The sequence below is a fragment of the Leifsonia sp. PARNA 1/14 genome, assembly GCF_055720965.1.
Map to the genome: position 1 here is coordinate 340,369 of NZ_JBVQSP010000004.1, position 14,542 is coordinate 354,910.

A 14,542-nucleotide genomic window follows, 5' to 3' on the forward strand; every position below is an offset into this window, starting at 1 on the left:
CCTGGGAGGGAGGCCGGGGCCCCCGCGTGCGCGGTCGGGTGGATGATGGGCGGGAACTCTTGAACTGAGCGAACACGAAACGAGGAGCCACATGCGAGTCATCGTCATCGGCGGCAGCGGACACATCGGCACGTTCTTGGTCCCGCGCCTGGTGCGGGCCGGGCACGATGTCGTGTCCATCAGCCGCGGCACCCGTGTCCCGTACGCGGAGGCTCCGGAGTGGGCCGACGTGGACGTCGTCACTGCTGACCGCGAACAGGAGGACCGCGACGGCACGTTCGCCGACCGGGTCGCCGCGCTCCGCCCTGATGTCGTGATCGACCTCCTGTGCTTCACACTCGCGTCGGCGACCGCGCTGGTCCAGCGGCTGCGCGGCTCGCTGGGTCAGTACGTCTTCTGCGGCTCGATCTGGAGCGCCGGCCCCAGTGTCAGCCTCCCGATCACCGAAGAGACGGCGACGCCGCCGTTCGGCGAGTACGGCATCCAGAAGGACCTGATCGCGCGCATGCTCAGGGACGAGACCGCATCGGGAGGCCTCATCACGACCTCCCTGCACCCCGGCCACATCAGTGGCCCCGGCTGGGCGCCGATCGGCCCGACCGGCAACCTCGACCCCACCGTGTGGGCGACGCTCGCCTCCGGGGCGCCGTTGTCGATCCCCGGCCTCGGCGCCGAGACGATGCACCATGTACACGCCGACGATGTCGCGCAGGCGTTCGAGCTCGCGGTGGACCACCCGCTCAGCGCGGCGGGGGAGGCCTTCTACATCGTGGCGCCGACCGCCCTGAACGTGCGCGGCTACGCCGAATTGGCAGCGTCGTGGTTCGGGCGGACTGCGTCGCTGGAGTCGGTGTCGTGGGATTCGTTTCGGGATGGGTTGAGCGCGCGAGATGCGGAGACGAGCTGGGAGCACCTGGTGCGGAGCCAGGTCTTCTCGATCGAGAAGGCGCGGGACGTGCTCGGGTACGCGCCGCGGTATACCGCGGAGGAGACGGTGCTGGAGGCTGTTCGGTGGTTGGTGGAGGCGGGGGAGGTGCAAGGGGAGTTGGTCGTGTGAACTGGGCTCACGGCTTCAACTGAGCCACCAGAGAGATCGCGACCGCGAAAGCGGTGAATAGAGACCAGCGGGTCGCAATGCCACCCGGCCGCGGGATTCATCGAAATCCCCCACAGCGACGTCGAACGAAGCCTGTAGCTGTGGTCTATCGCCCGGCCCGTCGAAGTCGATCGAGCTGCCTGAGTGGGGGCATAGAGCTCGTCCGAGCTTGCATGACGGGAGTTACATAACCACTGCTGCTTCTGGCCGGAATCATCGAGTTCACCACACACCATCACTGCGCCGCGCCCACTGGAAGTCGCCTGTACCCCACGTCACGCTGGCGCAGTCGCGGTGGGGTTGTCCTGCTAACGGTCTCGACAGATCTCGGTTGGACGTCGGTCGCCTCCCGTAGGTTTGACTTATGACTACCTCAGCATCGCGCCCGCAGGTTGGCCTTCTTATTGTCGACTTAGACGACACCTTGTGGACATGGTTTGACGCATGGTACGCGTCATTCTCCGCGATGCTTACGGAGCTGAAGGCGATCACCGGCAAGTCGGATGCCGAGCTGATTCCTGCGATAAAGAGCGTTCACGAGGAACGAGGTACTGCCGAATATTCGTGGTTGCTCGACGAACTCATTGTCTTGGAGGGCTTCCGGGCAGGTCGCAAGGCGTCCGAGGTGTTTGACTCAGTCCTTCATGCGCAGAACTCAGCGCGCAAGGGCAACACGATGCTCTATCCGGGCGTCAGGTCGACGCTGCAATACGTGAAGTCTCGCGGCGTAAAGATTGTCGCATATACAGAATCGCTGAGCTTTTGGACCGAATGGAGGGTGAGGAACACAGGACTTGATGGATTGATCGACGTTCTCTATTCATCCCCCGACCACGACTTCCCAGCTGGAGAAACAGCCGAAACCGTTCGGACTCTTCCAGCCGAGGAGTACGGTCTCAAACTCACCACGCACTTGAACGTCGCGCGCGGGATTGCTAAGCCGGATCCGCAAATTCTCCAAGAGATCATTGCAAACAATGCGGTTGCAGGACAGGCAGTTGCTTACGTAGGTGACAGTCTCGACCGAGACGTTGAGATGGCGCAGAAAGTCGGTGTGATAAGCGTTCACGCCAAGTACGGCGAGACCTTCATGAAGCCGGGTTATGACTTGCTCCGACAAGTGACTCACTGGAAGCCAGCGGCCGTAGAAAAGGAGAAGTCCACCGATCCGGCAATCAAGGCGAAGGCAGACTACGTGCTAGATGAAGGGTTCTATCAACTGCTGAGCTTCTTCGACTTTGGACCCAAATTGGACGTGGGCAAACATCTCGATATCTGGAAGGAAGCTGTCGGAGTCCAGATGCATTTCAATGACATAGGTTGGCGAATTCGCGCGTTGGCGCTAACAGTGCTCACATTTACACTTGGTGCGGTTGGATTTGTGTACTTAAATACCACCGCCGCTCACCTAGGCGGTTGGCACTTCAGCCCGGCTGTCGTCGTCCCCTTACTTGGTGCAGGTCTCTGGGGTGCGTTTTGGTTCGCCGATCGTGGATGGTTTCACATGCTTCTGATTGGCGCAGTAATCGAGGGCGCGGATCAAGAGAAACTTCTCACGCAAAGTGGCATAAAGGTCGGGTTAGGCGCGCACATTACGGACCAGAGTCACATCACTTTCAAACACTGGAAATGGAAAAAGAAGCCCGTGGTATGGCGATCGTCCCGGAAACTGAACGTGTTCTATCTGATTGGCATGGGCCTACTCGCCGTAACCTTCGTTGCGATCGCGTTGTACGGACCGCGACCTATCGCATCGCAACCGGCACAGCCGGCACCTGTCGTCAACAACCGAGTGACGATACTCCCCGCTTCGCCGGTGCCGACCCCGTCTTCCGGTCCGAAAGGCTAATCCATCCCTTGTTCTCAGATAGCGGCCGCCAGCAGCCGAAGCGATCGAATTAGCTGTACTTCTCTGGGACGTAGAGAACGCACGACGTGGGGGAAGTCCTCCGGGACTATGCGGCTACCCACACCGCGCGCCAGCTGGCGGTCTTCGTGAGTCACCCTGGTGCACCCTCGACGCCGGGAAGGGCGTCGCCGGCTGGCGGAAACTGGTCCTGAGGGATGGTGGTCGTTGCGACGGGCCGCAGAAACGTTCCGATCTCCGGCCACAACGAAACGTCGGGTAGACCGCGCTCGCTGGGCCTGCCGATGAGGGATCCAGCCCTCGTGTATCTCTTGTCTTCGAATGAGTTCGCAATCTGTGCCAATTGGCCTTGCTTGTCCCTCGACCGTTCTGGTAGGTGGCTCAATGGCTGATTTCCGTGGGTGGACTTAGGTGATCGGTATACACGTCGGACGAGCGAAGCCCGTATTCTCGTGGCTTCGCGGCCGAAGCGTTCATGCTCACTGTCGCTCCGACAAGTGAGCTGCGAGTGGCCTGTGCCCGTGCGGGCCAGGCTGGTGGCTCATCCCAAATCGTCGCTCATCCGTCAAGGCGCGGTAACGCCAGGCGTGTTATGCAGTGCGCGGCGATGATGCTTTGGGCCGGCCCCGATTGCGCTTCTTCACCCCGGCGCGTTCGAGAAGTGTTCGCACCCGCTGAATGCTGTAACCGGTGTCCTCGGCGAGCTTGCTGATGCTAGTACCGCGCTCATATTCGTCGGCAAGGATGTTGGCGATCCGATTGGAGAGCCATTCACTGGTTCGCTCGTGCGGTTCGAGCATCGGCACCCGGTCAAGTTCACCGCCGGCGTAGCCCCTATGTGACTGGCCTCGGGGAATCACTTCGGCGTCGGCCTCGTTGCCCCAGGCGCTCCAGCCCTCTCGGGCATACCGCGCGAACATCTCGAGGTACGGGCCGGGCGAGCACGACTCAATGAGGTCATACTGCTCATCAGGCTTGCGTGAGTGTTCCCTCTTTCGGGTCTCGATCATGTTGACTGTCGAGCGAGCCGGCGCAAGGGTACGCATCGAGCCTTTGACGCCGAAGAGGATCGGCTCGGTCACGTTACGGAAGTAGAAGCCCACGCCTCGCCCGTCCGGGCCGCCGTCCTTACGCCGCTTCGCCCAAATAACGTTGGAGACATATCGAAAGCCCCACGCTTGGAGGACGTCGATGCCCTCTAACAGCAGCGCATTCGGCACCCAGAGGTAGAGGTGCGCGTTCTTGGCAGTGACGTCACCCACCGGAAGCGCCTTGATCTGTTCGAGATCCATGGTGCTGTAGCGGTCCAGCCGGCGGTGTTCCGGTGCCACCTTGCCCGTTCGGTTAGTGAAGCGCCACGGGGGGTCCGCCAGCACTGTCTGGAAGCCGCCATCGATGGTCGGCAGCGGCGCGATGTCGTGGGTCTGGTCGATACTTAGGGCAGTGCTCGTCACATAGCCATTCTAGCAAACAAAGATCTATCTGTTGGTAATGGATCTTTATGCGATTGCCGTGTCGACGGTGCGCGGGTGCGCTCAGTAGAGGGTGGTGTGCTCGTCGAACGCGAGCTGCACGAGCTCGATGCCCTCAATCCTGGCTGGTTCGATTCCCACAAGGATCAGCGGACACTCTCCGCCACCACCTAGGTTCACGCGAGGGATGAGCTTGTTCCAGTGCGTAGTGGACTGCCCGTACTTGGTATTGCCAGCCTTCTCTGCTGTTTTGATAGTCGGCCCTATGATCCGCTGAAGCTCGGGACCACGGGTGACGATGACGCCGACGGCCAAGGCGCCCTCATGATGGAGCGCCTGGAAATTGAGCAGATCTCGGTCGTAGAAGGGGTCCTTGTTGTTCCACTCCATCTCGACCCCGATCCCGGGGTAAGGGTCGTCCGTTGAACCCGTCGCGAACATGTCGATTTCGTGACCCTTGGTGACATGCAGTGGCTTGCCATCGATGTGGCGAGATATCGAGATGTTCCGCTTGCCCCAGCCAAACCCTGCAAGAGTGGCATCGAAGCGAGCGGTATGGCTCGCCCGGCCACCGCCTCCTTTGAGGAGCTCCTCGACCTTGATGCTGTAGCTCTCCAGCGTCTGGACAAGCTCTGAGAATCGTTCAGGGAAGGCCTCGCGCAGGATGATGTCGGCGTATCTGGTTACGCCGTAACGATAGCCGGCGGGGAATTCCGCGGTCGGTGTCCCGACGACACTTGGAAGGTCGGGATGGTGGTCCTGGCCGGCGGCTTCCTCGTTTGGCATAGACCCAGTCTGGCGGAGAGGCGCTCAGGACGAATCCGACATGAGCGCGTGACCCCCACACTGGGGTAATTGAAAGCTCTTGTGGTCAAGCCGTCCAAGGCTCTACATTTCAGATGTGCCTGTAAAGGCGTGCGTAACAACGATGCTCCGCAAGGAGCGCGGTAAGTGATCAGCAAGTTCCCGGATAGGGCTTCTGGATTAACCACCACTGGGTGGATAACAGTGGCCGGCCGCGTGCCGGTTTTTTTGTGCCCAGAAGCTCTTCCCCCAATGAGAGGAAGAGTTATGACCATCGCAACAACCACACCGGTCGAGACGAAAGCCGCGACCATCAAGTTCGAGCAGCCGTTCGAGCAGACCATCCGCGGCATCACCCGGATCTCCGGATTCGTTCGCGGACGGCACTTCATGCCGCTGATCGATGTCCTGGACCTGGAAGCCAACCCGCGTTCTTCCAAGGTCGGCCGCGTGACGACCGCGATCATGGAGTCGATCGCCACCACGCCGGACGAGTTCCCCTTCAAGTCCAAGGGTGTCCTGCTCGGAGCCACCGAATATCAGCGCCTTGATCGTGGACGCATCCGTGCTACCTTCCGTGACGCTCACGTGGAGGGCATCCTGGACGGCGGTCACAACACGCTGGCCATCGGGCTTCACATTCTCAAGCTCGCCAGCGTTCCCGAGCAGCAGCTCCGCAGGGCAAAGAACTGGTTCACCTTCCGCGAACTCTGGCAGGACCAAGCAGAGCGCCTGAAGGACCTTCGCGGCCGCGCGTCCTCCTTCGACGTGCGCGACGACGAGCTCGATTTCCTCATTCCCGTGGAACTGATCGTTCCGGCTGATCCTGATGACCAGGTGCAGATCGACGAGTTCCAGTCCTCGATTCTCGAGATCTGTGAAGCAAGGAACAACAACGCCGAACTGGTCGTCGGCGCCAAGTCGAACAAGGCTGGCTTCTACAACGACCTGCGCAAGTACCTGCCGGACAACATCGAGGCACGCATCGAGTGGAAGCCGAACGAGCCCGGAGCCTCCGTGAAGGTGCAGGACCTGATCGCACTGGCGTGGCTGCCCCTCGGGCTTCTCGACCCAATGCCGGTGGACGATGGTGAGCGTCCCGTCGTTCCGCCGATCCCTCAGAACCTCTATCGGAACAAAGGGGAGTGCATGCAGAAATTCCACGATCTGATGAACATGGAAGCGGTCACCCACGACCGCGCTGGTGTCGCCGAGCTCTACAACCCCAACGTCAGGAGTGCACTCAAGCTTGCGTCGGAACTGCCCGGTCTGTACGACCTCATCTACGACGAGTTCCCGAAGGCATACAACGCAAACGAGGGCCGTTATGGCCGCATCACCGCTGTGAACAAGATGAACGCGTCTGGGCGCTCCAAGACCGCGCGGTTCTCTGGCGGCGAGGTGTCGTTCAACAGCCCGGACGGCTACATGTATCCGCTTCTCTGGGGTCTCACCGCACTCATGCGGCGCGACGAGGATGGCCGCATTGAGTGGGCTGTCGATCCGGCCGCTTTCATCAGGAAGAACCTCCCCGAGATCGCCCAGAAGTTCAAGCTCATCATGCAGGTGCTTGACTATGATCCCGTCAAGATCGGTAAGGCTCCCGCCGCGTACGAGGTAGTTCGCGATGCATACACGGCGCTGCTGGCAGAGCAGAAGCGAGTGAGTTAGCGCCAGCCACTAAGTAGAGGGCGGAGGCGCGTATTCTCCGCCCTCTATCTTGCACGGGACATGCGGCTGTCGGCCCCGACTGAGTAGCCCTGTGGCATCTAAGCCTCCTGTTCCTCATTTCAGGACTGAACTGAATATGCTGCGCCAAAGATGTGAGTTCCCCGAACCCCCTCCCACTCCAGGCCCGAACGATATATCGTGAACTATCGTTACCCGCTTCTCCCGAGGAGGACACATCATGAGCGGAACATTCACCGGTGGCGGCGGCTGGGGCGCCAACATGAACCCGGACAACCTGTGGCAGGCGTTCGATCAGCTGCGGTCGCAGTTCGAGAAGAAGGTCGGCACCCGGATGGGGCGCGGGGATGTGCGGTCCGCCGTGCTCGCGCTGCTGTCCGAGAAGCCGATGCACGGATATCAGATCATCCGCGAGATCGAGGAGCGCAGCGGCGGCAGCTGGAAGCCGTCCGCCGGGTCGGTCTACCCGACCCTCCAGTTGCTCGCCGATGAGGGGCTGATCACGGCCGAGGAGTCCAACGGGCGCAAGACCTACGCGCTCACCGAGGAGGGCAGGGCCGCGGCCGAAGAGGCTGGGCCAGCGCCCTGGGACACCGGCAGTGAGAAAGAAAGCAGCAGCAACCGCGGCCCGTTCGGCGGTGGCCACAACCCGTTCGACGGCGACCTCCCGAAGGCCGGCGTCGCGCTCGCCCAGGCGGCGGCGCAGGTGCGACGCACGGGCACGCCCGAGCAGATCAAGGAGGCGGTGACCGTCCTGGAGGACGCGCGCCGCAAGCTCTACTCGATCCTCGCTCAGGACTGACGGGGTGGCGGCCCCGGCCACACGCAACACGGCGGGCGCGGGGGACACCCGCGCCCGCTACCGCCGCATCCTGCGCTTCGCGGCACGCAACCTCATCCACATCTGGTGGTACGACCTCTTCCTGCCGCGCATCGGGCTCGCCCGGTTCAGCGAACGCGGCCGCACGAAACGGCTGACGGCGTTCGCTCGCCGGTTCCACGACCTCGCGGTCGAGCTCGGCGGCCTGATGATCAAGGTCGGTCAGTTCATGTCGTCGCGCCTCGACGTCCTCCCGCCCGAGATCACCAAAGAGCTCGAAGGGCTGCAAGACGAGGTGCCGGCGGTGCCGTTCGACGCGATCGCGGCGTTGGCCGAGCGGGAGCTCGGGATGCCGCTGGACCGCGTGTTCGAGAGCATCGACCCGGTCCCCGTCGCCGCGGCCTCCCTCGGCCAGGCGCACCGGGCGCGGCTGGCGCAGGCCGACCGGGAGGACACGGGGCTCGACACGGTCGTCGTCAAGGTGCAGCGGCCCGGCATCGACGCGATCGTCGACGTCGACCTCGCGGCGCTGCGGCGGGTGGGAGGCTGGCTCAAGCGGGTGCGGGTCGTGGCCGACCGCGTCGACATGCCGGCGCTCGTCGAGGAGTTCTCGGTGACCTGTCTCGAAGAGATCGACTACCTCCACGAAGCGCGCAGCTGCGCGCGGTTCGCCGACGACTTCGCCCACGACCCGCGCGTCGCCAACCCGGAAGTGGTGTGGGAACGCACCACCCGGCGCGTCCTCACGCTCGAAGACGTGACGGCGATCAAGATCACCGACGCGGCCGCCCTGCGCGCGGCGGGGATCGACCCGGCGCACGTGGCTCCGGTGTTCGCATCCGTGATGTTCGATCAGCTGTTCACGAACGGGTTCTTCCACGCCGACCCGCACCCGGGCAACATCTTCGTCACCCCCCGCGTGGCCGACCCCGCCGACGCGATGGACGCGACCACCGAGCACCCCTGGAAGCTCACGTTCATCGACTTCGGGATGATGGGGGAGGTGCCCGACAGCACGCGCAGCGGCCTCCGCAAACTGCTCATCGCGGCGGCCTCCCGCAACGGCAAGGGGCTCGTCGACGCGATGCGCGACGTCGGTGTGTTGCTGCCGAGCTCCGACACGACCGAGCTCGAGCGGGCGATGACCCAACTGTTCGCGCGGTTCGGCGGCATGGGGTTCGCCGAGCTGCGGGAGGTCGACCAGCGCGAGTTCCGCGACTTCGCCGTGCAGTTCGGCGACGTCATCCGGTCGCTGCCGTTCCAGCTGCCCGAGCACTTCCTGCTCATCATCCGGGCGATGTCGCTGACCTCCGGCGTGTGCAGCGCGCTCGACCCCGACTTCAACCTGTGGGACTCGATCGAGCCCTACGCCTCCCAGTTGCTCCGCGACGAGAGCGGCAACGTCATCCAAGACGTGCTCAAGGAGGCCGTCTCGATCGCCGGCGTCACGGTGCGGCTGCCGAAACGTCTCGACACCGTCATCACGCGCATCGAGAACGGCGAGTTCGCGGTCAAGACGCCCGACCTCGACCGGCGCATCGCGCGGCTCGAGCGGGTGACGCGCCGCCTCATCGGGGCGGTGCTGTTCAGTGCACTGCTGGTCGCCGGGGCGGTGCTGCTGCCGACCGTGCTGCCGCTCGGGATCGTGCTCATGAGCGTGTCGGTGCTCCCGCTGCTCTACACGCTCGTCGGCGGCCGACGGCGCTAGGCTGCAGCCGCCGAAGGGCACGTAAACGCCCCAAAAACGCGGTTTTAGGGGCGTTTACGTGCCCTTCGGCGAAAGCTGGAGGCCGCGACTCAGGCGCCGGTCACCCAGTGCGCCGTCACGTGCTGCACGTGCGACCCGTCGAGGTCCGCGAGCTTCACGCCAGCGAACCTCTGTGCGGCCTCCGACGTCTGCACGCGCGCCGGCGGGTTCTCGGATGTGAGAACTTGCACGATGACGTCGGCCACGCCCTCCGGAGTCTGGGCGTTCGCGGGGTCGAACGCGGCGGCCGTGCGCGCAAGGTACGCGTTCAAAGCACCCTCGTACGGCGTGCCGTCGACCGAGCGCTGCCCGCCGACGTTGGCGACGAACTCGGTCGTCACCGCGCCCGGCTCGATCACGCTCACCCGCACGCCGACGGTCGCGGCGACCGGGGTCAGCGACTCCATGAACCCCTCGACGGCGAACTTGGCCGCGCAGTACGCCTCGTTGAACGGCTGGCCGACGACGCCACCCACGCTCGAGACGCTGACGACGCGGCCACGGCTGGCACGCAGCAACGGGAGGAACGCCTTGGTGAGTGCGACGGTGCCGAAGAAGTTGACCTCCATCACGTCGCGCACGTCGTCGACCGACTCGAGCTCGATCGTGCCGAGGTGACCGGCGCCGGCGTTGTTCAGCAGAGCGTCCAGTCGGCCGTGGGTGGTTTCCACGTACGACAGGCACGCCGCGATGGAGGCCGGGTCGGTGACGTCCAGCGCCTGGAGGTCGAGCGAGACGCCCGCGGAGTCGGCCGCGGCGCGCAAGGCGTCGGCCCTGGCGAGGTCGCGCATGGTGGCGACGACGGTGAATCCGGCGCGGGCGGCGGCGACGGCCGAAGCCAGGCCGATGCCCGAGGAGGTGCCGGTGATGAGAAGAATCGATTCGGTCACGATGCCATCCTGCCACCGCCGCCGGCTTGACACTCAGTGCCGAATCCCGCATTCTGTGCTGGCTGCCACCGTCGGCGGCGCCTAGCACGTCGTCACGATGGAGTGTCATGAAGTCGGTCCGCCGTCCTCTCGTCGCGGTGTCCGCCGCCCTGGTCCTGGTCGTCCTCCAGGCGGTCGCCGACCCGACCGGGCTGCTGGCGCTGGTCGGCTACTCGGGCGCGCAGCCGACGATCGAAGCGGGCAGCTGGCCGTTCGCTCCCTACCTCGTCTACCTCCCGGTGCTGCTCGCGATGGTGTGGTGGGTGACGCTGCGTGCAGGCGAGCGCTACTGGACGCTGGCCGCCGGTGTCGTGCTGGCTGTCCTCGTGGCGCAGGCGCTCGCGTGCCTGCTGATGACGGGAGACCTGGCGATCAGTGCGTGGGCGGCCGGGTATGTGACGGCCAAGGCGGTGCCGGCCGCGTTGATCGTGGCTGCGATCGCGCGCTGGTTCGGCGGCACGACGACCCGGGAGGTGTACCGCTGCGGGCCGCCGTGGATCCCGGCGGCGCTGTTCGCGGCCGCGGCTCCGCTGCTCGCGGGCGAATGGTGGACGAGCGCGGCGTACGCGCCGGGCGTCCCCGTCGCCCGCCCCGACCGCGGTCCGCTCTCGGTCATCGTCGCCGTGCTGCTGATCGGGCTGGCCACGGTGCTGTGCCTGCGCTGGATGCGGCGGCGGGTGCCCGGCGTGCTGGGCGGCTGGCTCGCGGCGCTCGTCGCGGGAGGCCTGGTCGGCCTGGTGCAGGCAGTCGTCGCGTTCGCCGTCGACGGCGGGTTGAGCGGCGACCTCTGGCCGGCGATGGCAGCCTACGTCGCGGTCGCCGACGGGCTCTCGTTCGGCGCGTGCGTGGGCTGGATCGTCGGGGTCGGAGCATTCGTCGTCGAGCGCATCCCCGCCGCGGGCAGGGTGCGCGTCGCACGCGTGTCGGCGGCGGCCATCGTGGTGGTCGCGGTCGTGGTGGCGCTCGGGGTGCCGGCGATGGCACCGGCATCGGCGGCGGACGCCGCTGCTGCGGCCAGCGCGACAGACCGCAGCGGCACCGCACCCGCCGGCTTCCTCCGCGCCTCCGGAACCACCATCACCGACGGCCGCGGCGACCAGGTGCTGCTGCGTGGCGTCAACGTCAACCAGCTCGTCGACTTCTACCAGCCGAAGGCCGGCGTCGCGGCGACCCGGCCGCTGACGGAGGGCGACTTCGCCGGCATCGCTGCGCAGGGCTTCAACGTGGTGCGCCTCAACCTCTCGTGGTCGGCGCTCGAGCCGACCCGCGGCGTGCTCTCGAAGACCTACCTCGCCAAGGTGCAGGAGGCCGTGGGCTGGGCGCGCCGGCACGGCATCTACATCGTGCTCGACATGCACCAGGACGGTTGGTGGAACGGTGCGACCCCCGCAGGCACCGACTGCCGGCCGGGCACCGACCCGATGTGGGGTTACGACGGCGCACCGTCCTGGGCGACGATCACCGACGGCGCACCGCGGTGCCAGTTCACCGGACGCGACATCTCACCCGCGGGCGACCGCGCGTTCCAGAACTTCTACTTCGACACCTCCGGAGTGCAGTCGGCGCTGGTCACGACGTGGGGAAAGCTGGCGGAGGTCTTCCGGGACGAGCCGACGGTCGCCGGCTACGACCTCCTCAACGAGCCGGGCTTCGGCGAGACCGCGCCGGTGACGACGTCGTACCTGCTCGGCCGGTTCTACGACCGCGCGATCGGGGCGATCCGCGCGGCGGGGTCGCGGCAGCTGGTGGTCGTCGAGCCGAGCATCCTCTGGTCTGGGCTCGGCTTCGACACCGGACCGACGCCGGGGTTCACGACCGACGGGAACATCGTCTTCTCGCCGCACCTCTACGCCGAGTCGATCACGATGGACCGCTCGCTCGGCCTGCCGCCGATCGTCGGGCTCGACCGGCAGTTCACCCTCGCCCAGCGGGTCGCCGCCGAGTACGATGCGCCGCTCTGGTCGGGGGAGTACGGCTACTGGGGCGACACGGCCGACGTGGATGCGCGGCTCACCCGCTACGCGAAAGCCGAGGACGCGAACCGGCTCGGCAGCGCCTACTGGGTGTGGAAGCAGGCGTGCGGCGACCCGCAGAACGGCATCGGCCCGACGGGTAATGGGCTGCAGGTGCAGAACTGCGCCACGGGAGGCGATGCGGCGCCCCGCACCGACCTGCTCGCCATCCTGAGCCGCGCATACCCGCGATCGGCTCCGGGAACGCTCACCATGCTCAGCGCCAAGGGCTCCGATCTGCTTCTCACCGGCAACGCGACGCAGGACAGCTGCGGGCTGGAGGTGTGGGTGCCGGGAGCCGCGAGGCCGACCGTGCACTCCACGGGCGTGACGGCGCTCGCGACCGCGCGGGCGCCCGGGGGCTGGCTGATCACCGGATGCGCCTCCGGCCGATACACCCTCAACACGAGCAGCTGAGCGCGGCCGCTGGGCGCCGAAGGGCACGTTGTTGTCACTTTCGGGCGCCGAAAGTGACAACACCGTGCCCCTCGCGCTGCTCGTCGCGACGTGCGCCTCGGCGTCAGGTGCGGACGAGCAGCGCGGGGCGCGCCGCGCCTCCCGGGTAGACGCGGCCGCGCACCGCGAAGAGGGCGACGATCGTGAGCAGGAGGTACACCAGCGTCGACATCCCGGCGAGGCCCGCGAGCGGGCTGAGGGTGGTGCCGGCTGCATCCACTCCTCCAGTGGCCAGGATCGTCGACGGGTCGGTGACGGCGTGCAGCAGCATCGGCCAGACGAGGTTGCCGGTGACGCGCAGTGTCAGGTACATCGCGACGCCGAACACGAACGTGAACCCCATCGTCGCGCCGACCGTCAGGATGTTCTGGCCGCTGAGCAGGTTCGTCGAGTGCATCACCGCGAAGATCACGCTCGACAGCAGCATCACGACACGTTCCGAGTAACCGCGGCGGCGCAGGAGGTCGACGGCGATTCCGCGCGTGACCAGCTCTTCCGCGAAGCCGATGAACAGGCCGGTCGCGTAGACCGTCGCGATGACTCCGACGTCGAGGTGCGCGTAGTCGGTGCCGGCGATCCGCAGCACTGTCGCGAGGAGGACGACGGCCGGCGCGATCCACATCCACACTCGGCCGCGGAGGGGCTGGCGGCCGAAGAGTTCGCGCAGCCACCCGAGCGACCACGCGAAGAGGACCAGGATCACGCTGCCGACGATGATCGGCAGCGCGATGCCGAAGAACACGCTCTGCGGATTGACGATGAGGTCGGTCTTGTCGATCTTCGAGCCGAACAGCGCGCCGACGACTTGGCCGGCAACGAGATAGAGCGCCAGGTAGACCAGGGCGACGAGCACCGCCTTCCACCAGCCGCCGCGATTCCAGAAGCGACGCCAGGCGGACTCGGGAGGCGCGGAGGAGGTCACGGCGCGACGGTACCGGCCGTCCGCGCCGTCGTATAGCCCCGCAGCGCTCACATTGCACTTTCAGGTACACAGTGCAAACTTGCACTTTGTGAGTGAGAGTGCAATGTCTACCCGGGAACGGCGCAAGGCCGAGACCGCGCAAGGACTGAAAGACGCGGCCCGCCGGCTCACGATCGAGCACGGCCTCACCGGCTTCACGATCGAAGAGCTGTGCGAGGAGGTCGGCGTCTCGCGCCGCACCTTCTTCAATTACTTCGCCTCCAAAGAGAACGCCGTGATCGGCGTGCCCGCCGACCTCGACGAGTCCGGCGCGGCCGAGCGCTTTCTCGCCGCCGGCGCCCGCGGCATCCCGCACCTCGTGGACGACCTGATCGCCCTCCATCTCGAGCGCTGGTCGTTCGGCGGCATCACTGCGGCGGAGGTCGCCCAGCTCATTCAGGCGTTCGAGCGCGAGCCGCGGCTCATCGGGCACATGCTCCAGCTCGCCGGCGAGGGCGAGCGCGGCGACATCGAGCTCGTCGAGCGCCGCGAGGGCCTCGCGCGTGGCGATCTGCGGGCGGCGGCGGCGGTGCAGCTCGTCGGCGCGATCATGCGTGCGAGCGCCGAGCAGTACTTCAAGCGCGACCCCGACAGCGGCAGCACCGGCGCCGAGCCCGCCGACGACCTCCCCACGATCGTGCGCCGCCGCCTCGAGGTCGTGCGCGAGCTCTTCTAGACCTCCCCAGCAT

Annotated in this window: 11 protein-coding genes; 7 read left to right on the plus strand and 4 right to left on the minus strand. The window is 65.8% G+C overall.

Features of this window, described 5'->3' with window-relative positions; all coding sequences use genetic code 11:
- Positions 1–91 precede the first annotated feature (91 nt).
- Together AC0HS0_RS13260 and AC0HS0_RS13265 are read left to right on the plus strand one after the other, a co-directional pair.
- Complete coding sequence (locus tag AC0HS0_RS13260; protein ID WP_472964502.1) at positions 92–1,057, plus strand: NAD-dependent epimerase/dehydratase family protein; 966 nt, start codon at positions 92–94, stop codon at positions 1,055–1,057.
- Between the two features lie 403 nt (positions 1,058–1,460).
- Positions 1,461–2,945 carry an HAD family hydrolase gene (locus tag AC0HS0_RS13265; RefSeq protein ID WP_472964503.1) on the plus strand — a complete coding sequence of 495 codons (1,485 nt, stop codon included), beginning with the start codon at positions 1,461–1,463 and terminating at the stop codon, positions 2,943–2,945.
- Positions 2,946–3,553: 608 nt separating this feature from the next.
- Here the strand turns inward: AC0HS0_RS13265 and AC0HS0_RS13270 are convergent.
- Together AC0HS0_RS13270 and AC0HS0_RS13275 are read right to left on the minus strand one after the other, a co-directional pair.
- Positions 3,554–4,417, minus strand: a complete 864-nt coding sequence (locus AC0HS0_RS13270) for an MT-A70 family methyltransferase (protein WP_472964504.1) — start codon at positions 4,415–4,417, stop codon at positions 3,554–3,556.
- A gap of 81 nt (positions 4,418–4,498) precedes the next feature.
- Positions 4,499–5,221, minus strand: coding sequence for a BglII/BstYI family type II restriction endonuclease (locus AC0HS0_RS13275; RefSeq protein WP_472964505.1), 723 nt, complete (start codon positions 5,219–5,221; stop codon positions 4,499–4,501).
- A gap of 285 nt (positions 5,222–5,506) precedes the next feature.
- On the opposite strand from AC0HS0_RS13275, the gene AC0HS0_RS13280 reads away from it, so the two are divergent.
- The 3 genes from AC0HS0_RS13280 (at position 5,507) to AC0HS0_RS13290 (ending at position 9,456) form a co-directional block, all read left to right on the plus strand.
- Positions 5,507–6,910 carry a hypothetical protein gene (locus AC0HS0_RS13280; protein ID WP_472964507.1) on the plus strand — a complete coding sequence of 468 codons (1,404 nt, stop codon included), beginning with the start codon at positions 5,507–5,509 and terminating at the stop codon, positions 6,908–6,910.
- 238 nt (positions 6,911–7,148) lie between these two features.
- Positions 7,149–7,730: a PadR family transcriptional regulator gene (locus AC0HS0_RS13285; protein WP_472964508.1), complete on the plus strand. Its 582-nt coding sequence runs from the start codon at positions 7,149–7,151 to the stop codon at positions 7,728–7,730.
- Between the two features lie 4 nt (positions 7,731–7,734).
- On the plus strand, positions 7,735–9,456 hold the full coding sequence (locus tag AC0HS0_RS13290; RefSeq protein WP_472964509.1) for an ABC1 kinase family protein: 1,722 nt from the start codon (positions 7,735–7,737) through the stop codon (positions 9,454–9,456).
- 89 nt (positions 9,457–9,545) lie between these two features.
- Here AC0HS0_RS13290 and AC0HS0_RS13295 read toward each other — a convergent pair whose 3' ends face one another.
- On the minus strand, positions 9,546–10,385 hold the full coding sequence (locus AC0HS0_RS13295) for an SDR family NAD(P)-dependent oxidoreductase (protein ID WP_472964511.1): 840 nt from the start codon (positions 10,383–10,385) through the stop codon (positions 9,546–9,548).
- 107 nt (positions 10,386–10,492) lie between these two features.
- Between AC0HS0_RS13295 and AC0HS0_RS13300 the strand changes: the two genes are divergently transcribed.
- Entirely contained in the window at positions 10,493–12,853 is a 2,361-nt protein-coding gene (locus tag AC0HS0_RS13300) for a glycoside hydrolase family 5 protein (protein WP_472964512.1), read from the plus strand.
- Between the two features lie 103 nt (positions 12,854–12,956).
- Here AC0HS0_RS13300 and AC0HS0_RS13305 read toward each other — a convergent pair whose 3' ends face one another.
- Positions 12,957–13,814 (minus strand): CPBP family intramembrane glutamic endopeptidase, encoded by an 858-nt coding sequence (locus AC0HS0_RS13305; protein ID WP_472964513.1) that lies wholly within the window; start codon positions 13,812–13,814, stop codon positions 12,957–12,959.
- A gap of 103 nt (positions 13,815–13,917) precedes the next feature.
- On the opposite strand from AC0HS0_RS13305, the gene AC0HS0_RS13310 reads away from it, so the two are divergent.
- Entirely contained in the window at positions 13,918–14,529 is a 612-nt protein-coding gene (locus AC0HS0_RS13310) for a TetR/AcrR family transcriptional regulator (protein ID WP_472964514.1), read from the plus strand.
- Positions 14,530–14,542 lie beyond the last annotated feature (13 nt).

Bases quoted from the DNA above. Each gene is read 5' to 3' on its own strand.
- AC0HS0_RS13310 (WP_472964514.1), top strand. From the start codon at position 13,918: ATGTCTACCCGGGAACGGCGCAAGGCCGAGACCGCGCAAGGACTGAAA.
- AC0HS0_RS13280 (WP_472964507.1), top strand. From the start codon at position 5,507: ATGACCATCGCAACAACCACACCGGTCGAGACGAAAGCCGCGACCATC.
- AC0HS0_RS13275 (WP_472964505.1), bottom strand. From the start codon at position 5,221: ATGCCAAACGAGGAAGCCGCCGGCCAGGACCACCATCCCGACCTTCCA.
- AC0HS0_RS13300 (WP_472964512.1), top strand. From the start codon at position 10,493: ATGAAGTCGGTCCGCCGTCCTCTCGTCGCGGTGTCCGCCGCCCTGGTC.
- AC0HS0_RS13260 (WP_472964502.1), top strand. From the start codon at position 92: ATGCGAGTCATCGTCATCGGCGGCAGCGGACACATCGGCACGTTCTTG.
- AC0HS0_RS13265 (WP_472964503.1), top strand. From the start codon at position 1,461: ATGACTACCTCAGCATCGCGCCCGCAGGTTGGCCTTCTTATTGTCGAC.
- AC0HS0_RS13285 (WP_472964508.1), top strand. From the start codon at position 7,149: ATGAGCGGAACATTCACCGGTGGCGGCGGCTGGGGCGCCAACATGAAC.